The 26,051-nt window shown below is 36.5% G+C and carries 13 protein-coding genes, 2 tRNA genes, 2 rRNA genes and 1 pseudogene; 7 read left to right on the top strand and 11 right to left on the bottom strand.

Annotation, left to right across the window (positions count from 1 at the left end; genetic code table 11):
• Positions 1-2: 2 nt before the first annotated feature.
• Entirely contained in the window at positions 3-2,360 is a 2,358-nt protein-coding gene (locus E5Z56_RS04995; RefSeq protein WP_138156809.1) for a glycogen/starch/alpha-glucan phosphorylase, read from the top strand.
• Between the two features lie 303 nt (positions 2,361-2,663).
• Entirely contained in the window at positions 2,664-3,416 is a 753-nt protein-coding gene (locus tag E5Z56_RS04990; protein ID WP_138156807.1) for a hypothetical protein, read from the top strand.
• A 156-nt stretch (positions 3,417-3,572) separates the two neighbouring features.
• Here E5Z56_RS04990 and E5Z56_RS04985 read toward each other — a convergent pair whose 3' ends face one another.
• On the bottom strand, positions 3,573-4,058 hold the full coding sequence (locus tag E5Z56_RS04985) for a hypothetical protein (RefSeq protein WP_138156806.1): 486 nt from the start codon (positions 4,056-4,058) through the stop codon (positions 3,573-3,575).
• A gap of 288 nt (positions 4,059-4,346) precedes the next feature.
• Between E5Z56_RS04985 and E5Z56_RS04980 the strand changes: the two genes are divergently transcribed.
• Positions 4,347-4,793 (top strand): hypothetical protein, encoded by a 447-nt coding sequence (locus tag E5Z56_RS04980; protein ID WP_138156804.1) that lies wholly within the window; start codon positions 4,347-4,349, stop codon positions 4,791-4,793.
• Between the two features lie 238 nt (positions 4,794-5,031).
• Here E5Z56_RS04980 and E5Z56_RS04975 read toward each other — a convergent pair whose 3' ends face one another.
• The 6 genes from E5Z56_RS04975 to E5Z56_RS04950 form a co-directional block, all read right to left on the bottom strand.
• Positions 5,032-7,755: a nitrilase-related carbon-nitrogen hydrolase gene (locus tag E5Z56_RS04975; RefSeq protein ID WP_138156802.1), complete on the bottom strand. Its 2,724-nt coding sequence runs from the start codon at positions 7,753-7,755 to the stop codon at positions 5,032-5,034.
• A 307-nt stretch (positions 7,756-8,062) separates the two neighbouring features.
• Complete coding sequence (locus E5Z56_RS04970) at positions 8,063-8,632, bottom strand: hypothetical protein (RefSeq protein WP_138156801.1); 570 nt, start codon at positions 8,630-8,632, stop codon at positions 8,063-8,065.
• A gap of 522 nt (positions 8,633-9,154) precedes the next feature.
• Positions 9,155-11,976 (bottom strand): 23S ribosomal RNA (locus E5Z56_RS04965).
• Positions 11,977-12,216: 240 nt separating this feature from the next.
• Positions 12,217-12,293 (bottom strand) — tRNA-Ile (locus E5Z56_RS04960).
• Between the two features lie 37 nt (positions 12,294-12,330).
• Positions 12,331-12,406: transfer RNA gene (locus tag E5Z56_RS04955), tRNA-Ala, on the bottom strand.
• Positions 12,407-12,504: 98 nt separating this feature from the next.
• A 16S ribosomal RNA gene (locus E5Z56_RS04950) occupies positions 12,505-14,024 on the bottom strand.
• The 16S and 23S rRNA genes sit together here with 2 tRNA genes alongside, the layout of an rRNA operon.
• Before the next feature lie 462 nt (positions 14,025-14,486).
• Between E5Z56_RS04950 and E5Z56_RS04945 the strand changes: the two genes are divergently transcribed.
• Positions 14,487-15,677, top strand: coding sequence for a hypothetical protein (locus E5Z56_RS04945; protein ID WP_138156799.1), 1,191 nt, complete (start codon positions 14,487-14,489; stop codon positions 15,675-15,677).
• A 212-nt stretch (positions 15,678-15,889) separates the two neighbouring features.
• Here the strand turns inward: E5Z56_RS04945 and E5Z56_RS04940 are convergent, their stop codons facing one another.
• Positions 15,890-16,423: a hypothetical protein gene (locus E5Z56_RS04940; RefSeq protein ID WP_138156797.1), complete on the bottom strand. Its 534-nt coding sequence runs from the start codon at positions 16,421-16,423 to the stop codon at positions 15,890-15,892.
• A 77-nt stretch (positions 16,424-16,500) separates the two neighbouring features.
• Here E5Z56_RS04940 and E5Z56_RS04935 point away from each other — a divergent pair, with 77 nt between their 5' ends.
• The gene (locus tag E5Z56_RS04935; protein ID WP_138156795.1) at positions 16,501-17,217 is read left to right on the top strand and encodes a tRNA lysidine(34) synthetase; all 717 of its coding nucleotides are present in this window, start codon (positions 16,501-16,503) and stop codon (positions 17,215-17,217) included.
• Between the two features lie 1,158 nt (positions 17,218-18,375).
• On the opposite strand, the gene fba is transcribed toward E5Z56_RS04935, so the two are convergent.
• Positions 18,376-19,242 carry a class II fructose-1,6-bisphosphate aldolase gene (gene fba / locus E5Z56_RS04930; protein WP_138156793.1) on the bottom strand — a complete coding sequence of 289 codons (867 nt, stop codon included), beginning with the start codon at positions 19,240-19,242 and terminating at the stop codon, positions 18,376-18,378.
• 258 nt (positions 19,243-19,500) lie between these two features.
• Between fba and E5Z56_RS04925 the strand changes: the two genes are divergently transcribed.
• Positions 19,501-21,204 carry an AMP-dependent synthetase/ligase gene (locus tag E5Z56_RS04925; protein ID WP_138156791.1) on the top strand — a complete coding sequence of 568 codons (1,704 nt, stop codon included), beginning with the start codon at positions 19,501-19,503 and terminating at the stop codon, positions 21,202-21,204.
• 121 nt (positions 21,205-21,325) lie between these two features.
• On the opposite strand, the gene E5Z56_RS04920 is transcribed toward E5Z56_RS04925, so the two are convergent.
• Positions 21,326-22,546: a 3D domain-containing protein gene (locus tag E5Z56_RS04920; RefSeq protein ID WP_138156790.1), complete on the bottom strand. Its 1,221-nt coding sequence runs from the start codon at positions 22,544-22,546 to the stop codon at positions 21,326-21,328.
• Between the two features lie 634 nt (positions 22,547-23,180).
• Between E5Z56_RS04920 and E5Z56_RS04915 the strand changes: the two genes are divergently transcribed.
• Complete coding sequence (locus tag E5Z56_RS04915; RefSeq protein WP_138157944.1) at positions 23,181-24,434, top strand: cation:proton antiporter; 1,254 nt, start codon at positions 23,181-23,183, stop codon at positions 24,432-24,434.
• A 203-nt stretch (positions 24,435-24,637) separates the two neighbouring features.
• Here the strand turns inward: E5Z56_RS04915 and E5Z56_RS04910 are convergent.
• Positions 24,638-25,812 (bottom strand): annotated as a pseudogene (locus E5Z56_RS04910) (IS110 family RNA-guided transposase).
• Between the last annotated feature and the right edge of the window lie 239 nt (positions 25,813-26,051).

The raw sequence follows: 26,051 nt of genomic DNA, 5'->3' as shown, positions 1-26,051 counted from the left end.
AAATGAGCATTATTGAAAATCTTGAATTAACAGCAAAAAACGACTACTGTAAGACTCTTAAGGAACTTACACCGGCAGAACTTCACCTTTGCCTAGGTAAAGCAATGATGGGTGAAATCGCTGATACTTGGGAAAAGTGTCAGAAGAAGGAAGCTTCTAAGAGAAGAGCATATTACTTCTCAGCTGAATTCCTAATGGGTAGAATGATGTACAACAATCTATACTGCATGGGTATTCTTGACACAACTAAGAAGCTACTAAAGTCTAAGGGTATTGACATCAATGTATTTGAAGATATTGATGATGCAGCTCTTGGTAACGGTGGTCTAGGTAGACTAGCAGCTTGTTTCCTAGATTCAGCAGCTACTCAGGAAGTTCCACTAGACGGTTATGGTATCCGTTATAAGTACGGTCTATTTAAGCAGTTAATCGAAGACGGTTATCAGGTAGAAATTGCTGATAACTGGCAGAGATTTGAAGATCCATGGTGCATCCGTAGAGAAGAAGATGCAGTTGAAGTTAAGTTCCAGGATCAGACAGTTAAGGCTGTACCTTATGATATGGCTGTTATCGGCTATGGTGCAAAGAGCATTAACACTCTTCGTCTATGGCAGGCAGAAGCAGTTGACGAATTCGACTTCCTAGCATTTAACGCATCACACTATGATGAAGCTGTAAAGGCTAAGAACGATGCAGAAAACATTTCTTCTGTTCTATATCCAAACGATGGTACTCACGAAGGTAAGCTACTTCGTCTAAAACAGCAGTATTTCTTCTGTTCAGCTTCACTACAGGATATTATTAAGAGATATAAGGCTAAGTACGGCAATGACTTCAGCAAGTTCTCAAGTCATGCAGCTATTCAGCTAAACGATACTCACCCAGTTATTTCTATTCCTGAACTAATCAGACTTCTAGGTCTAGAAGGTATTGGTTTTGAAGAAGCTCTTGATATTGCACAGAAGACATTTGCTTATACAAACCACACAGTTCTTGGTGAAGCACTTGAAAAGTGGGACAAGAACCTAATTAGAGAAATTCTACCTGAAATTCTTACAATTATCGAAAGAATTGCTATTCACGAATACAACGATATGCACGCTAAGGGTGTTAGCGATGAACAGTTTGCTAAGAAAATGGCTATCATTGACGGCGACCTAGTTCATATGGCTAGACTAGCTTGTTATGTTGGTTCTTATGTAAACGGTGTTGCTTGGATTCATACAGAAATCCTAAAGGACGATGTTCTAAAGGAATGGTATGAACTATATCCTGAAAGATTCCAGAACAAGACTAACGGTATCACACAGAGAAGATGGTTAGGTCTATGTAACCCAGAACTATCTGACTTCATCACAGAAAGAGTTGGCGATGGTTGGTTAAAGGATCTATCAGTTCTTAAGGGTCTTGAAAAGAACATTGACGCTAAGACTGTTCGTGCATTTAACACAATTAAGAAGAAGAAGAAGACTCAGCTAGCTAACTACATCAAGGATACTGAAGGTGTTGAAATTGACCCATCATTCATCTTTGACATTCAGGTTAAGAGACTTCACGAATATAAGAGACAGCTACTAAACGCATTCTCAATTGTTATGATTTATAACAAGCTAAAGAAGGGCGAACTAAAGGATTGGCAGCCAACAGCATTTATCTTTGGTGCTAAAGCAGCTCCTGGTTATGCTAGAGCTAAGGCTATCATTAAGTACATCAACGAAGTTGCTAAGCTAGTTAACAACGACCCTGATACTAAGGATAAGCTAAAGGTTCACTTTGTACAGAACTACAATGTTTCTTATGCAGAAAAGATTGTTGTTGCAGCTGACTTCTCAGAACAGATTTCTACTGCAGGTACAGAAGCATCAGGTACAGGCAACATGAAGTTTATGCTAAACGGTGCAGTTACACTTGGTACTTATGACGGTGCTAATGTTGAAATCGCTCAGCAGGCAGGTATCGAAAATGAATACATCTTCGGTGCTAGAGTTGAAGAAATTGACGAACTAAAGGCTAACAAGTCTTACAACCCAAGAGAAGTATATGATAACAACCCAGAAATCAAGGCAGTTCTTGATACTCTAGTTGACGGTACATTCTCTGACGGTGGTGCAGTTGGTGAAGGTTCATTTGCTGAACTATACACAGCTATCCTAAATGGTACTGCTTGGCATGACCCAGACCATTACTTCCTACTACTTGATCTTCAGGATTATGTTGATACTAAGATTAAGGGCAACAAGGATTATCAGGATAGAACAGCATTCGGCAAGAAGTGCTTAATCAACATTGCTAATGCAGGTATGTTCTCATCTGACAGAACAATCCTAGAATATGCTAAGGATCTATGGCACGTAAAGTAATTTAAAATTACTTTTCTACTATAAAAAATTATCCCTACTCTTTTGAGTAGGGATTTTTTGTACCTATTTTTTCTATTATCAATTCTATTTATCCACTAAAAGTTTAAAATAATTTAATTTTAGTAAGAAATAAAGTTTATTTTAACTTAAATAAAAAAATAAAAATCTATAATAAATTTAACTTACATTAAAATACCGTTTAGGTTTTTGCCCTTTACTGCTATACTATAGTCACAGTCAAGGAAAGCTTGACAGATATTAAAAAAACAAAAAAACAGAATTGATTATTAAGGAGAAATTATCATGAAAAACACAACAAAGAGATTTACAACATTAGCAGCAACAGCATTAATCGCAGTTTCAACATTAGGTGCAGCAGCAGTAACAGCAAGTGCAAAGAGTGTTGATGTACAACCAAGCACAACTCAGTACGGTGTAGTTCAACAGGTTAAGAATGCAAGAGCTTTTAAGTATAACGCATATGGTATAACATCATACGGTTATGATTACACATACAAGGCAACTAACAACAACATTGATGTTAAAGTTAACTACGATTTCAAAACTAACAAGTATGAATTCAATGTTTTGGGTAAGAAAGCCGGTAATGTTCAGGTAACACTAATCTGGAATGTTAACGATAAGAGAACTAACTCAGCTACATTTAACCTAAAGGTTGATAATAAGGGTAATGTTAATGCTCTAGGTAAAGTAACACCTTCAAACACAAACAATACATCTGTAATCAACAACACTAACACAAATGTTAACAACAAGCAATTCAACAATGCTAAAGCATTTAAGTATTATGCAAAGGGCAAAACAACTTACGGTTATAACTATGACTACAAAGTAACTAACAATATCGTTGATGTTAAAGTTAACTATGATTTCAAAGCTAACAAGTATGAATTCAATGTTTTGGGTAAGAAATCCGGTAACACTCAGCTAACATTAATCTGGAATGTTAACAACAAGAAAACTAACTCAGCTACATTCAACCTAAGAGTTGATAATAAGGGTAATGTTACTGCTCTAGGTAATGTAGTACGATAATTACCTAACACAACAAAGAAAATTTAAATTTCTGAAAAATCCTTTTAAATTAAAAATTTTTTCATAAAACTCCCTCATAAGCTAACCTTTATGGTTAGCTTTTTCCTTTTGTTTTCCACATAAAAAGGCACTTACAAAACTGTAAGTGCCTAAAGTTTATTTTAAAAGACTGTTAAATTCTTTAACAGTTACATCAGCATAACCACTGACTTCTGTATTCTCATCCTTTGCAAATTCTTTGCCAAGCATATAAACCTTGTTGTCAATAATATAAACAAAGAAGTAGTTATTATCATAGTTTTTGTTAACCAATTCAACTTCATAAATCTTGTCAGCATCAGACGCCTTAAAGGTCTTTTCTTTACCCTCACCTGACTTAGTAATAACATTGTTTGTATGTAACATACTATTGATTGTAGTGATTTTGGACTTATCACTCCACTTAATAGCACATAGTTTTTTGCCTTGTTTCTCGCCTGTACCATCATAAACATTGGCAGCAACACTTGTGTTAGCAGATTTAGTAGTTGTTGTTGTGGTTGTTACTGTTGTTGTACTTGAACTTGTATCCGTACTACTGCCACAACCTGTAATACCAATCATCATTGTTGCAAGTAGTGCAATAACAATTAATCTCTTCATATTATACATTCCTTTTTAATTTTTTCTTTATTATAACACAAATTTATGAATTTTAAGTGACAAAACACAAATTATTTCCCCTTTCCCTTAAAAAGTTTAAAATAATTTAATTTTAGTAAGTGGTAAAGTTTATTTTAACTTAAATTAAAAATATAAAAATCTATAATAAATTTAACTTGCATTAAAATACCGTTTAGGTTTTTGCCCTTTACTGCTATACTATAGTCACAGTCAAGGAAGACTTGATAGATATTAAAAAAACAGAATTGATTATTAGGAGAATTTACTATGAAAAACACAACAAAGAGATTTACAACATTAGCAGCAACAGCATTAATCGCAGTTTCAACATTAGGTGCAGTAGCAACTGCAAGTGCAAAGAGCGTTGATACAAACAAAACACCTGTTCAGTACGGTGTAGTTCAGCAAGTAAAGACAGGACAGGTTAAGACTGCTAAGGCTTTTAAATATTATGCATATGGCAAGACATCATACGGTTATGATTACACATACAAAGCAACTAACAACAACCTAGTTGTTAAAGTTAATTACAACTTTAAGACTAACAAGTATGAATTTAATGTTATCGGCAAAAAAGCCGGTACTGTTAAGCTAACACTTATCTGGAATGTAAATGATAAGAAGACCGATTCAGCAACATTTACTTTAAATGTTGACAAGAATGGTAATGTTACTAATATGGATGATGTTCATTCTCCATCAATGAGAGGCTAATTAATAAGTCATTTAGCCCATTGCTCACTTAACAATACACTCTACACTCAACTCAAGCAATGGGCATAAATATATATTTCTGAAAACACCTTTTAACTTAAAAATTTTTTCATAAACTTCCTCATAAGCTAACCTTTATGGTTAGCTTTTTCCTTTTGTAAAACAAAATTGACCCTGCATAAGCAAGGTCAATCTGTATGAGTATTTTAATATTAGGAGAAAGCAGTTTTTATCAATATTATTTAACAACAACTTTGCACTTTAGTACAATGCCATTAGTATAGACTGTAATATAAGCAACACCCTTTTTCTTTGCAGTTACTTTACCTGTAGCACTTACAGTAGCTACCTTAGTATTGCTTGACTTAAATTTAGCAGTACCGATTTTTCCTGTAATTTTAAGTGTAAAGGACTTTTTAGCTTTTAGAGTTACAATATTCTTATTAAGTGTTGGGTTGCTTACAGTGAATTTAACAGTACCGGAAACACCATTATTAGTTACTGTAACAGTTGCAGTACCTTTCTTTAGTGCAGTTACCTTACCTGTTGAAGATACCTTTACAACCTTACTGTTACTTGACTTATAAGTTGTTGCACCTTTACCGTTACTTACATTAGCTTTAATCTGATAAGTACCCTTTACATATACTTTTGCAGATTTATTAACAGTAACGGTTGTAGGTAGTTCCTTGTAACTTACTACACAATATGTACCACCTGATGTTGTAAATGATAGTTTACCGTCACTATATGTTGTATCAACCTTAGTTAACTTACCGTCAACTACAGAATATACTTCTGATGTGCTATCGCCTACTACAGATGCAGTAACATTTGATAGTTTCTTGTAAATTGAGTCACCATAGAATGGTGTTGTTAAACCTGTTTCAACATTATATACTTTACTTTCAAGTGAGTAACCTGACTTTTCAAGTGAAGAAGTATCTACTGTTTCAGTTGACTCACTGACAATTGCTGAGTCAGTAGCAGTAATTTCACTAACATCCTTAGTACCGGCTAATACACCGTACATTGTTGAATAAATGCTTGGGTTAAATCCTGCAATGCTAAAGCCAATGCTATATTTTTTAGATGCAGTATTGATTCTACCAATGCTCATTCCAACATTTTCAGGATCATACTTTGATGAACCTGCTACATAGTCAACATAACTACTGTTCTTTGCACTTCTTAGTGGAGCAATTACACAACTACCACCTGGGAATGTTGAATGTGCAGTACCTTCATTATCATACTGAGTACCACATAGGTCAGCAGAAACAACAACAAGTTTATCTCTATCAACAATACTTTCAAGTCTTCTGCTATAGTACCAGCTCCATCTTGATGCACCACCACGAGAAGTAGCTGTTGGGTTTACAATAAACTTACAGCCCTTAGCACCATAGTATCTTTCCAGTTCAGGATAAGAATAAGTATCTTTACAAATACTTAAACCAATTCCACCGTAAGGAGTTTCGATAATTACCGGATTTGTACCACTCTTACACCATGCACCTTCAACCGGTTGAATCTTTCTGTATGTAGTTACTGTACCGTCAGGACTACAACAGAATGCTGAGTTATATGCCTTGTCAAGTTCATCAGGATTTTCAGATGCCGGAATTTTTTCAGAAGCACCGAAGATTACATACATATCATATTTCTTTGCATATTCAGAAAGTGTCTTAGCATAGTAGCCTTTCTTTGTAATAGCCTTGTCAACTGCAAGTCTATATGTAGCACTTTCAGGATTGCTTGATGAACAATAACCTTGTAGAGCCATTTCAGGGAATACTATAATGTCTGTATCACTCTTACTTGCAGTTACAATATAGTTTTCCATCTGTTCTAGGTTCTTGTCTAAGTCACCCCATACTGCTTGGAAATTAACTGTAGCAATTGTAGGGTCACTTACTGTACCGGAAGAAACTTTGTCTTCCTTAGTGTCATCAGCTAAATCTTTATACCATTCTGTATATAGGTTAGGTTGGAAGATTGAACTGTTTACATCACCACCACGAGCTGATGATAAAGTAATTTCTCCTGTGTACATTCCCGGTTCTTGAACTGATGCACCACCGGCATAGTCCTTTGAATATTTACCTGAGTCACTTGTACCACCTGGGCCAATTACAACACTACCACCCGGGAAGTTGTAAAGCAACTCGCCATTTTCATCATATTCTTTACCGGCTAAATCAGCACTTGCAATGTACATTCCATCTCTATCAACAATAGACTCAAGTCTGTTTTCATAATACCATTGCCAATTAGTTGTATTTAATGAACCATCTTCTTCATCATAGCTACCTCTTGATGTAGCAGTTGGGTTTAAAAGAACTCTACAACCCTGAGCATCATAATATCTTTCAAGTTCAGGAACTGCATATGTATCGTAACAAATACTAATACCTACTTTACCCTCAGCAGTATTTAGAATTGTTGGAGTTGAACCTGCTTTGCACCATATACCCTCAACAGGATGCATCTTCTGATAAGTTGTTACTGTGCCATCAGGAGAACAAGCAAATACTGAGTTATAAGCATGTTTGCTATCATTAGGAACAACCTCTGTTGCACCATAAGCAATCCACATATCGTATTCATCAGCTAACTTTGCAATCTTTGTAGCTGTTGGGCCATCTACAGTTTCGGCAGTTTTAACTGCCATTTTACTTTGTGCATCATCAAGGTCATATGAATAACAATAACCACTGACACACATTTCAGGGAAAACTAAAAATTCAACATTATCTTCCTTTGCCTTTTCAATGTAGTCAACCATTTTTGCTACATTAGCATCAACATCGCCCCATTTTGAGTCAAAGTTAACTACAGAAATTTTTAACTTTCCATCACCACCGGTTTCATCAGCTGAAACATTAATAACAGCCACACTGCATACCATTAAAACAGTTAGCAGTATTGAAACACATCTCTTGAGAAATTTACTTTCCACTTTTTACTCCCTCTTTCTATCTGAACAATATTTCTGACACATTCAGATAAGTAAAAAAGAGGTTATGCACATAGCATAACCCCATTGTCAGCAACAATATACAAGAAAGCAGAAAAGGCATCACACTTCAATGTGTGACGCCTTTGTCATTTCAGTTTCTTGATTTGTCCCTATTATATTCGTGTATTTTGGAAATGTCAACTAAAAAATTGTATTTTAGAGACATTTACATAATAAAAAAATAATGTGAAAAATTTATTAGTGGAAATAAATAAATGTAGTTTATTTATAATATTTTACAATTAAATCACTCAACAACCTGTTCAGAAACCTCAGAATTAATCTCAAGTCCCCAACCATAGTACCATTTGCCATCAATACAGGTATAGTATTCATCAGTTGGAACTAACTCAGAATCATCAAGTCTCTTATCAGAATAGTTAGTATATTTGTAGGATACATTAGCCAGAACTACTTTCTCAATATTAACATCAATATCGTAATATTCCTTAATTTCCTTAATACACTTCTCAGCATACTTGTCTGTCATATCTTTAATTGAATTAATCTTATACTCAGTATCACAAGTATAAAAGTCCTTGATAGCTTCTTTTAGTCCTGCATTGCCACCATATTCGCCCTTAATAAAGTAATCAGGATACATAGCAGCTCTCTCATTAAATGACCTTGTCTTGTATGCCTTTACCATTGTTTGAATTGCACTGTCAATATCGTTGTAATACTTATTACTTTTTACTGAGTCAACAGTAGTGGATACAGTAGTTGAAGTATTTGAACTTGAATTACTTTCAGTTCCACAACCAACAAAAGTAAAGATTGTAACAATAACAAGTGAAATTATAATTAGTCTTTTCATAAATAACATCCTTTATTTTTTTAATTATTATACCATAGAATTATAAGTAATAAAAACAAAAGAACAGAAATAATTAGTATAAATTATTAAAATAATCAATAAATTATTCAGATATAAGTATATTGTATTTTGAAAATGGTGTATATCAGCACCACTCCATTTATATATACCATAATCGCTTCACCAATAACTTAATCGATTATTCTTGCAGATGTAACCCACATAGTTATAAGAGAATTTAAATAATCAAGAATATCTTCCATTATATTAGTGATGTACTAAAATGAATATTAGAATCTTTTTCTATATTCACTTTAACCACGCTTAAAACAATTGAGTATACATAACACAACTAACCTTATACAAAATACCGTTACAAACATATATAACAAAAAAGGCACACTAAGTAGTGTGCCATAATTTATTCAGTAGTGGTTGCTTGGCAACCTATTTAAAAGGGGTTACACCCTGAAAACTGAATAAAGAATTTCTAGCTAACTTAGCTGACCAAAAAAGACTCTTGTGGTCAAGCCCTCGACCTATTAGTACTGCCAAGCTGAACATGTCACCATGCTTACACACGCAGCCTATCAACCTCGTAGTCTACAAGGGGTCTTACTCAGTAAACTGATGGGATATCTAATCTTGGAGTCGGCTTCACGCTTAGATGCTTTCAGCGTTTATCCGTTCCGTACATAGCTGCCCAGCTGTGCCACTGGCGTGACAACTGGTGCACCAGAGGTACGTCCATCCCGGTCCTCTCGTACTAAGGACAGAGCTCCTCAAATATCCTGCGCCCACGACAGATAGGGACCGAACTGTCTCGCGACGTTCTGAACCCAGCTCGCGTACCACTTTAATCGGCGAACAGCCGAACCCTTGGGACCGAATACAGCCCCAGGATGTGATGAGCCGACATCGAGGTGCCAAACCTCCCCGTCGATGTGGACTCTTGGGGGAGATCAGCCTGTTATCCCCAGGGTAGCTTTTATCCGTTGAGCGACGGCATTTCCATTCACATACCGCCGGATCACTAACTCCAACTTTCGTTACTGCTCGGGCCGTCACCCTCGCAGTTAGGCTGGCTTACGCGTTTACACTCTGATGCACGGTTTCCGTCCGTGCTGAGCCAACCTTTGAGCGCCTCCGTTACTCTTTCGGAGGCGACCGCCCCAGTCAAACTGCCCACCTGACAATGTCCCCTGACCAGTTTCATGGCCACAGGTTAGAATTCCAGCAATCTAAGTGTGGTATCCCAACATCGACTCCATTATGGCTGGCGCCATAACTTCCCAGTCTCCCACATATCCTGTACATAAATTACCGAAACCCAATATCAAGCTACAGTAAAGCTCCATGGGGTCTTTCCGTCTTGTCGCAGGTAACCGGCATCTTCACCGGTACTACAATTTCGCCGGGCGGGTAGTTGAGACAGTGCCCAGATCGTTACACCATTCGTGCGGGTCGGAACTTACCCGACAAGGAATTTCGCTACCTTAGGACCGTTATAGTTACGGCCGCCGTTTACTGGGGCTTCAATTCGGAGCTCTCACTCCTCCTCTTAACCTTCCAGCACCGGGCAGGTGTCAGCCCCTATACTTCATCTTTCGATTTGGCAGAGACCTGTGTTTTTGCTAAACAGTCGCCTGGGCCTATTCACTGCGGCTCTCTCGAGAGCACTCCTTTTCCCGAAGTTACGGAGTCAATTTGCCGAGTTCCTTAACTACCCTTCTCCCGCTGGCCTTAGAATTCTCTTCCTGTCCACCTGTGTCGGTTTGCGGTACGGGCACCAACATTACATTCACAAAACTTTTCTCGCCTCTATCTAAGCTTGCTTCCCTACTATTTTTCGGTCCCTTACGCCCGGATTACCAGCACCCGGGTCAAGCCCTTCTAAAGTGTCATTTTGTTTAAGTTGTCAGTGGTTACGGAATATCAACCGTATGTGCATCGACTACGCCTTTCGGCCTCGCCTTAGCTCCCGACTTACTTGGAGCGGACGAACCTTCCTCCAAAAACCTTAGACTTTCGGCCATTAAGATTCTCACTTAATTCTCGCTACTCATTCCGGCATTCTCACTCATGTAAAGTCCACCACCGCTTTCGCTATGACTTCACCCCTTACATGACGCTCTCCTACCATACCTTACGGTATCCCAAGCTTCGGTTTATAGTTTAGCCCCGTTAAATTTTCGGCGCGGAATCACTCGACCAGTGAGCTATTACGCACTCTTTTAATGAGTGGCTGCTTCTAAGCCAACATCCTGGTTGTCTATGCAATCCCACATCCTTCTCCACTTAACTATAATTTGGGACCTTAGCTGTGGGTCTGGGCTGTTTCCCTTTTGACGATGAAACTTATCTCCCACCGTCTGACTCCTGAAAAACGATTATCTGGCATTCTGAGTTTGATAAGGTTCAGTAACCTTTCGGCCCCTAGCCAATTCAGTGCTTTACCTCCAGTAATCTATTTCAAGGCTAGCCCTAAAGCTATTTCGGAGAGAACCAGCTATCTCCGGGTTCGATTGGAATTTCTCCGCTACCCACAACTCATCCGCTACCATTTCAACGGGAGTCGGTTCGGCCCTCCATGAAGTTTTACCTTCACTTCAGCCTGGCCATGGGTAGGTCACCCGGTTTCGGGTCGTATACATCTAACTTGTCGCCCTGTTCAGACTTGCTTTCGCTTTGGCTTCACACCTTAAGTGCTTAACCTTGCTAGATACATACACTCGCCGGACCATTCTACAAAAGGTACCCGATCGTCCTTTGATGGACTTTCGGTGCTTGTAAACACAAGGTTTCAGGTTCTCTTTCACTCCCGGGTGCTTTTCACCTTTCCTTCACAGTACTTCTTCTCTATCGGTCACTAGGTAGTATTTAGGCTTGGAGGATGGTCCCCCCGTATTCCCACCGGGTTTCACGTGTCCGGCGGTACTCTGGATTCAACTGACTGACTCTTCCTTTCGCTTACAGGACTCTCACCTTCTTCGGTTAGCTTTCCCACACTATTCAGCTAGAAATTGTCAATATCGTATGTTGTCCGAACCCCAAAGGTATTTCTACCTCTGGTTTGGCCTCTTCCGCGTTCGCTCGCCACTACTAGCGGAATCTCGGTTGATTTCTCTTCCTCGCCCTACTTAGATGTTTCAGTTCAGGCGGTTCCCTCATATACCTATGTATTCAGTATATGATGACTGTGCATGACCACAGCCGGATTGCTCCATTCGGATATCTACGGATCAATGTTTACTTACAACTCCCCGTAGCTTATCGCAGTTAGTCACGTCCTTCTTCGGCTCCTAGTGCCAAGGCATTCCCCTTGTGCTCTTTATAGCTTGACCATTGAGATATCTTTTTGGTTCTTTCGTTTAAGTAAATTAATTTACTCTACTCGCAGATAAATAGGCTTTATTTCCTATTTACCCTTTTTCAGCTTAATTGTAGTTTTATTACCTGTTAGTTTAAATAAATACTTGAGTTTTATTTTCCTGTTTGTAATAAACTATCTCGCTATCTTTTCTTTATTCAGTTTTCAAGGTGCATTTTAGAGGATCACTGACTTTTAGTCGGCTTTTCCTCTTTGGTGGGCTTAAGTGGACTCGAACCACCGACCTCCCGCTTATCAGGCGGACGCTCTAACCAGCTGAGCTATAAGCCCATATTCTCTGGCTTGGTGCTTCTATTACTCAAGCCTTTGGTGGAGATAAGCGGGATCGAACCGCTGACCCCCTGCTTGCAAAGCAGGTGCTCTCCCAGCTGAGCTATACCCCCATATCTCTTTAGGGTCGGACCCTGAAAATTAAACAACAAACTTGAAATCCATTCTGACCTTGGATATGAGTTACTTACTTTCACTCATTTCTCCATAGAAAGGAGGTGATCCAGCCGCACCTTCCGATACGGCTACCTTGTTACGACTTCACCCCAGTCGCCAATCCTACCTTCGACAGCGCTCTCCTAAGGTTAAACTACTGGCTTCGGGTATTACCGGCTCCCATGGTGTGACGGGCGGTGTGTACAAGGCCCGAACGTATTCACCGCGGCATGCTGATCCGCGATTACTAGCAATTCCAACTTCATACAGGCGAGTTGCAGCCTGCAATCTGAACTGGGAATGCTTTTAGGGTTTGCTCCATATCGCTATTTTGCTTCCCTCTGTTAACATCCATTGTAGTACGTGTGTAGCCCAGGTCATAAGGGGCATGATGATTTGACGTCGTCCCCACCTTCCTCCGTTTTGTCAACGGCAGTCCTATTAGAGTGCTCTTGCGTAGCAACTAATAGCAAGGGTTGCGCTCGTTGCGGGACTTAACCCAACATCTCACGACACGAGCTGACGACAACCATGCACCACCTGTCTTCGTGTCCCGAAGGAAAAATCTATCTCTAGATTCGTCACTCGATGTCAAGACCTGGTAAGGTTCTTCGCGTTGCTTCGAATTAAACCACATACTCCACTGCTTGTGCGGGCCCCCGTCAATTCCTTTGAGTTTCAACCTTGCGGTCGTACTCCCCAGGTGGATTACTTATTGTGTTAACTCCGGCACGGAAGGGGTCAGACCCCCCACACCTAGTAATCATCGTTTACAGCGTGGACTACCAGGGTATCTAATCCTGTTTGCTACCCACGCTTTCGTGCCTCAGCGTCAGTTAAAGCCCAGTAGGCCGCCTTCGCCACTGGTGTTCCTCCCTATCTCTACGCATTTCACCGCTACACAGGGAATTCCGCCTACCTCTACTTCACTCAAGCTCAATAGTTTCAAATGCAGTTCATGGGTTGAGCCCATACATTTCACATCTGACTTACCAAGCCGCCTACGCACCCTTTACACCCAGTAAATCCGGATAACGCTTGCTCCCTACGTATTACCGCGGCTGCTGGCACGTAGTTAGCCGGAGCTTATTCATTTAGTACCGTCATTGTTCGTCCTAAATAAAAGAAGTTTACAATCCGAAAACCTTCATCCTTCACGCGGCGTTGCTGCGTCAGGGTTGCCCCCATTGCGCAATATCCCCCACTGCTGCCTCCCGTAGGAGTCTGGGCCGTGTCTCAGTCCCAATGTGGCCGTTCAACCTCTCAGTCCGGCTACCGATCGTCGCTTTGGTGGGCCGTTACCCCGCCAACTGGCTAATCGGACGCGAGTCCATCTTTGAGCGATAAATCTTTGGCATAAAAGCCATGCGACTTCTATGCTTTATGCGGTATTAGCATCCCTTTCGGGAAGTTATTCCCTCTCAAAGGCAGGTTACTCACGCGTTACTCACCCGTCCGCCACTAAACTTAATCAACTTCCTTCCGAAGAATTCTGTCAAAGAAGTTCCGTTCGACTTGCATGTGTTAGGCACGCCGCCAGCGTTCATCCTGAGCCAGGATCAAACTCTCTAATAATTTGTATATTAGACCTTTCGGTTTAACATCTTATTAAATCGTCAAGCTCATTTCTGAATACTTGCGTGTTTGTGTTTTTTTAGTGTTCACATTCACTATCCTCAACTTGAGTCATTTAACTCAAAGTCATTTTCGGGTTTCTTGTTCGTTGTTTAATTTTCAAGGTCCGTTGTTCCTTCTGACTGAACTTCTTACTCTCGATTTCTCTTAAGTTTTTCCGTTCCCTCAGCGGAACGTGTTTTATTATATGCCTTTTTTCCCCTCTTGTCAACACTTTTTTGAAAAAATTTTCAATTTTTTTAAATTAATTTTAACATTACTATAACTTGTGGTTAATATATTATAACACCACAATATACAGAACATATGATTTTAATTATAGTTGATTTATTAACTAATATCATATATAATTAAGATAAATTCTAAAAAATATTTAGAAAAAATTTTTTAAAGGAGTTTTTTATGTACAATCAAATTAATGTTCAACACATTAAGAACTATTTTAGAAAGCCATCTATATTAGTTCTTACTGTCTGCAAGGCTGTCACCGTTTTTATTTCTTGCTTTTTAGGTATATTTACCGTTGGAGCAGTTAACGACCTTTTGAGAACTTTGGCCACCGTATCCCATGATGCTGATTTATATGAGTTCTCATCTTTATCAGTTGCATCATCCATTCCCAGTGTAATTATTAATTCAGTTATTGCACTTATACCTGCTGCACTTTGGTTATGGATTTACCTTTCAGCAAAAAGTAACAATATTAATAGAAAGCCTGACACAGTTTTTACAGTTAACTTTGTATTCGCAGTTTTAGGTATTGTCGGTTCAGCTCTTTCAATTATTTGTTCCGGACTATTTTTCTTACTTGGTATCGGTATGGCATTACCTTATGATGATATGACTAGTTCTGAACAGGAAATGATGTCCTTTATTTCAGCTTTATTAATTGTTGTTTCTATTATACTATTAATCAATTCTGTTATTTCATTAATCTATAGTATTGCTAAAGCTAAGTTCTTCAGTTCAGCTAAGAAAAGTATGTCCAGTGATAGAGTATATCCATCAGGTACTGTTTACGGTATTTTTTCTATTATCCAAGCTGCAATTAATTTATTAGTATGTTTGGGAACTATTTTCTTCGGTTTTGTTCTATATAACAGTAATGATTTTGCAACTGATATTACTGCTTTATCAGACCTATTACCTTTTATTGCTATTTCAAAGAATATTCCTCTTATCATTATTATTTCCGGTTTTACAGGATTTATCACTGTATTTGCTTTAGTACTTGAAGGTATCATTGCTCTTGGTTACAACAAAATGGCAAAGACAGTACCACCTACACCTGACTTTAACCCTTATAATAATGGTTTCAATCAATTTAATCAGTATAACCAAAATCAGTACAATCCTAATTTCAACGGTCAGTACAATAACTTTAATCAACCTTACCCAAACAACCAAGGTTATAACAATCAAAACTTTGTAAATCAGCAACCTATTCCTAATCAACAAACTACAGTACCAAATCAGCCTATTGATAATAACGCTTATTTTGATGGTTTTGAAAATCCAAGTCAGCAGTTAAGCAATCAAATGAATATGGAAAACCAAATCAACAACGATTTAAACAACAATCCTTACGAATAATCCATAAACTACATAAGCCACTATCAGCTAGATAGTGGCTTTCTTTTTGTCTTATTATATTTATATCCGATAATATTTATCATAGGAATTATATCTTTATACCTATTATATATCATTTAGTACAATGGAAATTTCAGCATATTAAAGGTACAACAATAGGCATTATAAAAGAAAAACCTCTCAATGTAATAAACATTAAGAGGTTAAGTAAATTATTTTGCTTTGTATTCTTTGAAGAACTTTTCAGCATCTGCCTTTTTATTTTCATTCTTCTTTTCTGTACTAGAGTCCTGATAGATAAGTAGGAAATTATCATCAGCACTTAAAGTAGCATCAACCTTTTCATCAGTACCTTCATAAGTAAAGTAACCATGATTCTTAACTTCATCAATAATTCTCTTAGAAAGGTCTGTATTCTTCTTACTATCGTAACGATAAAGTTCAACATTTACATCACTATTGTTGTATTTGAAAGCATATCTTACACCTTCAACTGCACCGATTGATAAGTAGCCACCATATTCATTTTCTTTACCATCAGTACCCTTCTGCTTTACAGGGGACATTTCTGTATTAGTAACATCTTTCTTAGGAATATAACCCTTATCTACCATTTTATCTTTTAGTGTCTGTAAAGTATCAGATAGCTTTACCTTTACATCTTTTTGCTGAGTTGTTGTTGCACAACCTGTAATACATAATGCTAACATTAAAATTGCAGCAACTAGTGTCATTGTTCTTTTCATAAAATCACCTATTTTTTTCAAAGTGTTTTTATTATACCCTATTTCTTTTTTATTTTCAATAGTATATAATAAATGTTATGGATAAGATACTAGGAAAATTTAGAGCTTGTATTGATAAATACAATATGATTGAAGAAAATGACTGTATTGCAGTTGGTGTATCCGGTGGAAAGGATAGTCTTGTACTTCTGTGTGCATTAGCAAGGTTAAGGGACTTTTATCCAAAAAAATTTACGGTAAAAGCAATTACTGTTGACCCTTACTTTGAAAATAAACCGGGTAACTACCAATCAATCAAAGAACTTTGCGAAAAAATTAATGTTGAATATATTATAAGAAAAACTTCCTTATACAACATTATCTTTGAGGACAGAAAAGAACCTAACCCTTGTTCCCTATGTGCCAGAATGAGGAGAGGAATTATTCACAACTGTGCAAAAGAAAACGGTTGTAACAAAATTGCTTTAGGACACCATGGTGATGATGCAATTGAAACTTTCCTTATTAACCTATTTAACGGTGGCAAGATTGGTTGTTTTAGTCCGGTAACATATCTTTCAAGAAAAGATATTACCCTTATAAGACCTATGCTTTACTTATGGGAAAATGAAGTTGCCAATGCTTGTAAAAGAGAAAATCTTCCGATAGTCAAAAGCAAATGCCCTGCCGATGGTGTTACAGAAAGGCAAAATACCAAAGAATACATTACAAATCTTGAAAAAACTTACCCGGATATTAAAGCTAAGCTATTTGGTGCTATGGAAAGAGGTAATGTTTCCGGTTTTCATCAGTAAGTTTTGATTTTTTACTTTATGTTAGATATGTAAATTGGGGTTTTTCAATTTAAATTGTGAGCAACGGTGAATTCGTAAATTAGGGTTTGTAGTGCTATTTGATAGTTTTAACTAATATGGAATTGTAAATGAATTTACAATTCCAATCACTCCTTCCGTCACCATTCGGTGACACCTCCCTCAGCGAGGGAGGCAAAATAGTTTGTGCAAAATTAGAATTAGTACGAAAATTTTTAAATAGTACAGACTAATAAATAATTAAAAATATTAGTAAAGTCAAAGGCTCCCTCGCTGAGGGAGCTGTCGATTGTAAATTGACGGTACGGCAATTTACCTTTTATAAATCGACTGAAGGAGTGGTTGATATTTTAAACTTGTTTAAAATATCATCATAGCTGAAACTTTCCTTTATTTCTAACTACAAAATACAAGAAAAATTATGAATTACAAGTTTCAAATTTATCTTTATATAGGTACTTTGCCCTGTGTAGATATTTTAAATTAGCAGAGATTAGTCAGTCGCCCTTGTGTAAAGGGCGACTGGCGAATGTGTACAAATTCAAAGTAACTACATAGGGCAAAATACCTATATAAATTGCTAATTTGCTCGGTCCAACAGTGTTGGACCCTACACCTGTTAGCCACACTTTTTTAATAATATAAAGAATGATAATTTTGCAGATTTTCCTTTATACTCAACTAAATTTATATCAGTTTCACCTTTATCCACAATCAAAATTAAAAAGACAAACCCAAATTTATCGAACTAACTTTTACCCACAGACAAAAATTTAAAAAGAAAGTTTTCCACATTATCATTTGGTAATGTGGATTTTTATTTTCATCATAAGGTGGTGCAGGTATAAGAAAGTCATTTTCCAAAGTTTTCTATATAACAATTTTTGCCAATAATTTACCCTAAAGGGAACTTTAAATAATGAGGTGCATATACCTGCACTTTTTTATTCCGATTATTTTGTGAAATGAAAATGCTTTTAATAAATATATTTTCTCCCATATTATTGATGATATTGTGTAAAACTTTATGAGTGATGAATAATAAATTAAATAATATAAATTGATAAAAATTTTTGGAAATAAAAGACTCCCCAACCGAAGTTAGGGAGTTTGAAAAATGGAAGTTTTTCCGAAATAATCTTAAGCCTTGTTAACAGAACCGAATAGTTCCATCTTTTCTTTTACTGTAGCCTTGATTGCTTCAAAACCAGGAGCAAGAAGCTTTCTTGGGTCAAAGCCCTTACCTTCTAGATCCTTACCAGCTTCAATATATTTTCTTGTTGCATCAGCAAATGCTAACTGACATTCTGTGTTAACATTAACCTTGCTTACGCCAAGAGTGATAGCCTTCTTAACCATTTCATCAGGGATACCTGAACCACCGTGAAGAACTAGAGGCATATCACCTGTCTTCTGCTGAACAGCGTCTAGTGTTTCAAATGATAGACCCTTCCAGTTTGCTGGGTACTTACCGTGGATATTACCGATACCTGCTGCAAGCATTGTTACACCTAGGTCAGCAATTCTCTTACATTCTTCAGGATCAGCACATTCACCGGCACCGATAACGCCATCTTCTTCGCCACCGATTGAACCAACTTCAGCTTCAATTGATAGACCCTTTTCGTTACAGATGTTAACTAGTTCAGTTGTCTTTGCAACATTTTCGTCAATATCATAATGAGAACCATCAAACATTACTGATGAGAAACCAGCTTCGATACAAGCCTTTGCACCTTCGTATGAACCATGGTCTAGGTGAAGTGCTACAGGAACTGTAATGTTAAGTTCTTCTAGCATACCGTTTACCATACCAACTACTGTCTTGTAGCCACACATATACTTACCTGCACCCTCAGATACACCAAGGATTACAGGGCTGTTTAGTTCTTCTGCTGTTAGAAGAATAGCCTTTGTCCATTCTAGGTTATTAATGTTAAACTGACCAACTGCATAATGACCAGCTTTTGCTTTTGTAAGCATTTCTTTTGCATTTACTAATGGCATTTTGAATTCCTCCGTAAATTAAATTGTGACATAATAATTTATTGTCTTACAATGGTATTATACAATATAGAAAATACATTATAAATCATTTAAAGAAATATAAGTACAAAAAGGGCCTTATTTCGATATTTTTTTAACAAACTTACATATTTCTAAAAAATGTTGAATAATACACACTATATTGTTTGACTTAACATACTTTAATATGCTAAAATTATTTAAGTATAAAAGAAGTATATTTAATTTCGGGAGAATATTATGGATAATGTAACATTTACACCTCCTGCAATAGCTAATTTGAAAGATATGCTTAACAAATCAGCTATGCTCTACGGTGAAAAAGACGCTTATCAAATAAAGAACAGTGATGGTACTTTTACACATTACACATATAAAGATGTACTGAATATGGTACAGGGTCTTGGAACAGGTCTTATAAATATGGGACTTAAAGGTCAGAAAATTGCAATTATCGGTGAAAACCGTATTGAATGGGAAATTGCTTACCTTGCCATTGTATGTGGTGTGGGCATTGTTGTTCCTATTGATAAGACTTTACCGGAAAATGAACTTAAAAGTGTTATTGAGCGTTCAGAAGTCAGTGCAATTTTTTATTCAGAAAAATATAAGGATGCATTGACCAGAATTAAGTTTGGTGGACAAAACAACCTAAGACACCTTATCTCTATGGATCAAGAAAAGCATAGTGGTGGTGTTTATAGTCAAAAAGAATTGACTGAATACGGTAATCACCTAATTGATGCCGGATTTAATGAATACATTGATGCAAAAATCAATCCTTACACAATGAACATTATGTTGTTCACATCCGGTACAACCAGTCAATCAAAGGTTGTTGCACTTTCTCAGTACAATATTTGTTCTAACCTTTTAGACATTGACAAAATTCTGGATATTAGTTATGAAGATATTTTTCTATCTTTCCTACCATTAAACCATGTTTTTGAATGTACAGTAGGTTTTCTGTTCCCTATTTATAAGGGTGCAAAAATTGTTTTTGCTGATAGTGCAAGAAGGATTGTTAAAAACTTACACGACTACAAGGTTACTTTCCTTGCTTGTGTACCGGCTATGTATGAAAAAATCTTTGAACATGTTAACAAAGCACTTGATAAAGCCGGTAAGCAAAAGAACATTGTTAAGCTAAAGAAACTACATAAGCATGATTCTATGGAAAAGAAAAAGGAAATTTTCAGCTACATACACGATATGCTTGGTGGTAATATTAGATACCTAATCAGTGGTGCTGCACCACTTGATAGGGATTATGAAAGAAGATACAGAGAACTTGGTCTTAACCTACTACAAGTTTATGGTCTAACAGAAACTTCACCTGTTGTATCTATGGCAAATGAAGAAAACTATAAACTTGGTTCAGTTGGTAAACCTGCTCCCAGTGTTGAGGCTAGAATTGCTAATCCTGATGCTAACGGTATTGGTGAATTAGTGGTAAAAGGTCCTAATGTTATGATGGGCTATTACGCCAATGCTGAGGCTACTGCACAAGTTTTGCAAAATGGTTGGTTTCATACCGGTGACCTTGCAAAAATTGATGAGGATGGATTTATCTTTATTTGTGGTCGTCAGAAGAATGTTATTGTTCTTAAGAACGGTAAAAACATCTTCCCTGAAGAAATGGAAGCTATCGTAAACAAAATTGAAGGTGTACAAGAATCACTAATCTACGGTAAACAACATGGTGCTGACAAGGATGACCTTCGTATTCATGTTAAGATTGTTTACGATCCTGAAACTATGGAAAGAGTTTACCACCTAACTGATGAAAAAGAAATCCAACAAGCATTGTTCCAAGAAGTTAAAGCCATTAACAGAACATTGCCTGTATATAAAGCAATCAGAGGTGTTGTGGTTTCTAAAGAACCACTAATCAAAACTGCAACTAACAAGGTTAAAAGACTTGAAGAAATGAAAACACTTTAATTTTCCACATATAAATAAGGACTCTTAGATTACTAATAATCTAGGAGTCCTTTTCTTTGCTTAAAAAGTTTTCCACATAAAAAACAGAGTAACCATGAGCTACTCTGTAATCAGTTATAAATTATAGAACATAAATTGTTACATTTCTTCTACCAAATGCAGCGCAGTCAGCATAGGAATCCATAAATAAGTCAACAATTGCTGAACCATCCATTAAAGCACCACCTGTATCAATAGCAGTTGCATAACCATATACATAACTACCGTCAGATGCTTTAATATAAAGCTTACTGCCATAAGGGATAATGTTAGGGTTAACTGCTACACCACCAACCTGTGCTAGGTTACCTGTTGCAGTACCTGAACCTGCAGGAGCAGTATAAGCAGTACCTGAACCTGTGATAATCTGTTTGTAAGAAACTGTGTTACCGTTGTTATCTACGAATGTATTACCACCGTTGTTACTACCACCACTTGTGTATGAGTTAGTTTTCTTAGTAGTTTTCTTCTTAGTAACCTTAGTACCAACTGTCTTTTTCTGTGGTACAGGTTTCTTTGTTACCTTAGTTGAAACAACCTTTGAAGAAACAAGAACACCATCTTCATATGTACATTTCTTAGTAACTACCTTTTTGCCTTCAACACCATACTGAGTGATAACTGATGTTCCCTTTTTCATTGAACTATCCTTAGTTACCTTAGTATCAAAGTCAATAGTCTTTGTTTCCTTTACATTCTTAACAGTAACCTTAGTTACATTAACTTCCATACCGTCATAAACTTTTGCATTAGCCTTTACATTTAGCTTGTCAGCCTTCTTATAACCAAGGTCAAGACTTTCTAATGCTTCCTTAACTGTACCCTCAGGTACTTCGTAAGAATCAGTTTCGCCACTTACTGTTACAGTAATGTTTACTGTTTTGTTAATAACAATCTTAGTATTCTTATCAACTTCTGTTGTAAGTGAAGGGCTAACCTTCTCGTCATTTGCTACTGTAATACCGGCTTTATCAAGTGCATCGGCAACTGTACCACTTGCCATAGTAACTGATGTTGTCTTTCCATTGTGTTCAATAGGAAGTTGAAAAGCCTTTAAAATAGTAATACTGATAAGACCGTTGTTGTCTGTTCTGATAACTTCATCATCATCTGAAAGCTGAAGACTGGCCTTATCCAAAATGTTATCTGTATTAATGTCTGATGTGGTAGGAGTATTCATATCTGTGCCATAAGTTGCTTCATCATTAGTAAGAGCAGCAACTGAAAGAACTGTTGCAAAAGTAATAACCAATGTTAACACTATTGAAACTAATACAAACAAGCTCTTCTTGTTAATAGCCATAATAATTAACTCTCCTTTTCTTAATTTTTCATAGACGCAAATTGCCTACGGTCTATAGTATATCCGTTTGATTTGTTTATGTCAAACATATAACGACCCTTGAATTTGTGCATAATATACAACAAAGAGGGTAAATCCTTTGGACTTGCTAAAATTATATTCTTTAAAAGAATTATTAATGGCTTTTTGTTGTGCAAAATAGAGAAAGTTATCTGTAACTTTTCTGTAATCTTTAGTTCTGATTTAGAAACAAATTTATTACAAAAATTTGAGAAAGCCCATTAAATCTAGGTTTTCTCCATTTAATTTATTAAATGCAAGAAAAATATTTGTTACAACTCTGTAACAAATACTGTTTTCTCCCCTATTTTGGGCTGATTTTTTATTCTTTTTCTGCAAAAAGAGCTATTTTTATTGAATTTTTCGTATAGACTTTTAAGGTAAATGGGTATATAATGAAGTTGATTTTTGGGTGTTTTTATGACAAGAAACACTCACAATTTTATAAGACATTTTTCTATTACTTTTATCGTAGAAACGAACATTATTAATCTAATTTTCTTTCTATTATATATAGTATATAGAGGGTGTTAAAAACGGGGGTTAAAAAATGGATTTTATTGATCTAACAAGTTTGCATAGTTACAGCTATCTTTTAGTTTTAGCTGCAATTTTGCTAACTACAAAACTACTTGGACTTTTCTCACGATGGGTTCGTTTGCCACAGGTTCTTGGTGCATTGGTTGCCGGTGTTATTCTTGGTCCTGTTGTAAATGCTATTGTAGGTTGGAGTACAGGTGATGGTTTCTTCTCACAAGCAGCCGGTTCTGATCAGCTATTCGGTATGCTTTCCGAACTTGGTGTTATTGTACTGATGTTTGGTGCAGGTCTTGAAACTGATGTTCAGGAAATGAAAAAATGTGGTAAAGCCTCATTGATTATTGCAGTTATCGGTGTTGTCACACCACTTATCTTTGGTGCTTTTGCAAGTTACTTCTTTATTGACGACCCTAATAGCCAAGAAAGATTACTAAAATCTATTTTCATTGGTGTTGTTCTAACTGCTACTTCTGTTTCAATTACTGTTGAAACACTAAAGGAACTTGGCAAGTTAAACACTCCTGCAAGTAATGCAATTCTTGGTGCTGCTATTATAGATGATGTTCTTGGTATTATTGCTTTAACAATCATCACAAGCTTTAAGAGTAAGGATGTAAACATTTGGTTCGTACTAATCAAGATTGTTCTATTCTTTATCTTTGCTGCAATTCTTGGTTTCATTATGCTAAAGATATACAAGTGGATGAATAAGCATACTTCAAGAGATAGCAGAAGACATGTTATTATTGCTTTTGCTTACTGCCTGGTATCTTCATTCGTAGCTGAAGTATTCTTTGGTGTTGCTGATATTACAGGTGCTTATGTTGCAGGTCTTGTACTTTCAATGACTAACCGTAAGAGATACCTGGTAAACAGATTCTCAACACTATCATATATGTTACTTTCTCCAATCTTCTTTGCTTGTATCGGTCTGACAATCGAAATGCCTGAATTAACAGTTTCGCTACTGGTATTTGCAATTCTAATTACTATTGTTGCTGTAGCAACTAAGTTATTCGGTTGTGCTTTAGGTGGTAAGATTTGTGGCTACTCAACAAGAGAATGTTTCCAGATTGGTGCAGGTATGATTTCAAGAGGTGAAGTTGCTCTTATCGTAGCCAAGAAAGGTGAAAGTTGTGGTCTAATGGATCCTAAGCTATTTGGTCCACTTGTTATTGTTGTTGTACTTACAACTATCATTGCTCCTATTATCCTAAAGGTTCTATTTGCTAAGGATAAAGATAATGGCGAAAACGGTCCTCGTCTAGAGGATAAACAACCTGCTTAAAACATATACTACTAAAGCCTTCTAGTGATAGAAGGCTTTACTTATACTAATATATAAAGACTAACTATTAAAAGTCAAGGCTATAATGAAGATATTTTGAATTAATCAAAAAAATCCTTTAGATCGTATTGGAATCGTAAAAATAGCATGACAAAAAAGAGCATCATAAATGGTGCTCAAAAATAAGATATTTATGAAAAGAATTAAACTGTTGGTTGGTATGGTTGTTTAGATTTCTCCATTGCAAAAATTAAGCGAACAAGTTTCTTTGTTGCATGGGATAATGCAACATTGTAATGTTTGCCTTCTGAGCGTTTCTTACCAAGATATACACCGAAAGATTCATCCCAGTAACAAACATATTTTGTTGCATTGTACAGAGCGTATCGTAAGTACCTTGAACCACGCTTTTCCATATGAGAATGGCAGTTCTCTAATTGACCGGATTGGTAGGTAGAAGGTGACATACCTGCATATGCAAGTATTTTATCAGCTGAATCAAAGCGATTGAAATCTCCAATTTCAGCGATAATCATAGCTCCTGTATTATAACCGATACCTGGGATTGTAAGTATTGGAGAATCAATTTTATCCATAATAGATTTGATTTCTGTTTCAATTTCATTAATTTCAGTAGTTAATTCTTTGATAAGCTTAATAGTGTGTTTTAGTTCTAAGGATTTTGCCGGCATATGTGAACCAATAGAATTTCTGGCAGCATTACGAATTAGATTGGCTGTATCTTTACCATATCGTCCATGTGAATTTTCAGATAGCAAATTGGTAAGTCTGGTAAGGTGTGAAGATGCAATAGCATTAGCAGATGGAAATTCAGATAATAAGGCATAAACTGAAGCCATATGAAGTGTAGGAACGAGTTTTTCTAATTCAGGAAAAAGGATACATACAAGTCTAGAAATAGAAGATTTTAATTTTGCTCTTTCTTTTACTTTATCAAAACGGTATCTAGTTAGTGACTTTAGCTCCTCATTGTGGTATGATGTATTTGTGTAGGACTTTAAGTTCACATCAGACATAATCATAGAAGCAATTGTACGGGCATCAACTTTATCTGTTTTCGTCTTTCTAAGACTTAAACTTTTTCTGTATAGATTTGTATGTAATGGATTGATAATGTAGGTCGGCAAACCTTTATCAAGAAGAAATCCCAGAAGATTGTAACTATAGTGTCCGGTAGCTTCAAGTCCTACTTTTACTTTTGTTAAATCATCTGAAATGGATTGTACTTTTGAAATAAGGTTTCAAAGCCTTCACGATTGTTAGAGATAGTAAAAGATTTAAATAAGACTTCACCATCTGAATTGGTAATAAAACAGTCGTGTTTATCTTTAGCAACATCAATTCCAATATAAATCATAATGAAAACTCCTTGTGAGTGTATTTTTGATACTGTTTAGACCACTGGTACTCCTTGCGATTGTAACCTCGTTCTAAATAAACCGTCATGCGGTATCTAACTAATTAACAAATATACAAAGAGACTGTGGTTGTAGCCTTTATTAAACCATCAAGTGGTAGGAGATTGTAAACAATCCACAGTATCTCTATCATTATAGCACACAGACCTTGGAGAGGGTCTATAAATACTACTACTTT

This window comes from Ruminococcus bovis, assembly GCF_005601135.1.
Lineage (GTDB): Bacteria > Bacillota > Clostridia > Oscillospirales > Acutalibacteraceae > Ruminococcoides > Ruminococcoides bovis.
The sequence above is the reverse complement of the archived record's forward strand: the minus strand, read 5'-3'. Positions and strand labels throughout refer to the sequence as shown.

Coding starts and splice junctions, on each gene's coding strand:
- E5Z56_RS04995 (WP_138156809.1), top strand. CDS start 3: ATGAGCATTATTGAAAATCTTGAATTAACAGCAAAAAACGACTACTGT.
- E5Z56_RS04990 (WP_138156807.1), top strand. CDS start 2,664: ATGAAAAACACAACAAAGAGATTTACAACATTAGCAGCAACAGCATTA.
- E5Z56_RS04985 (WP_138156806.1), bottom strand. CDS start 4,058: ATGAAGAGATTAATTGTTATTGCACTACTTGCAACAATGATGATTGGT.
- E5Z56_RS04980 (WP_138156804.1), top strand. CDS start 4,347: ATGAAAAACACAACAAAGAGATTTACAACATTAGCAGCAACAGCATTA.
- E5Z56_RS04970 (WP_138156801.1), bottom strand. CDS start 8,632: ATGAAAAGACTAATTATAATTTCACTTGTTATTGTTACAATCTTTACT.
- E5Z56_RS04945 (WP_138156799.1), top strand. CDS start 14,487: ATGTACAATCAAATTAATGTTCAACACATTAAGAACTATTTTAGAAAG.
- E5Z56_RS04940 (WP_138156797.1), bottom strand. CDS start 16,423: ATGAAAAGAACAATGACACTAGTTGCTGCAATTTTAATGTTAGCATTA.
- E5Z56_RS04935 (WP_138156795.1), top strand. CDS start 16,501: ATGGATAAGATACTAGGAAAATTTAGAGCTTGTATTGATAAATACAAT.
- fba (WP_138156793.1), bottom strand. CDS start 19,242: ATGCCATTAGTAAATGCAAAAGAAATGCTTACAAAAGCAAAAGCTGGT.
- E5Z56_RS04925 (WP_138156791.1), top strand. CDS start 19,501: ATGGATAATGTAACATTTACACCTCCTGCAATAGCTAATTTGAAAGAT.
- E5Z56_RS04920 (WP_138156790.1), bottom strand. CDS start 22,546: ATGGCTATTAACAAGAAGAGCTTGTTTGTATTAGTTTCAATAGTGTTA.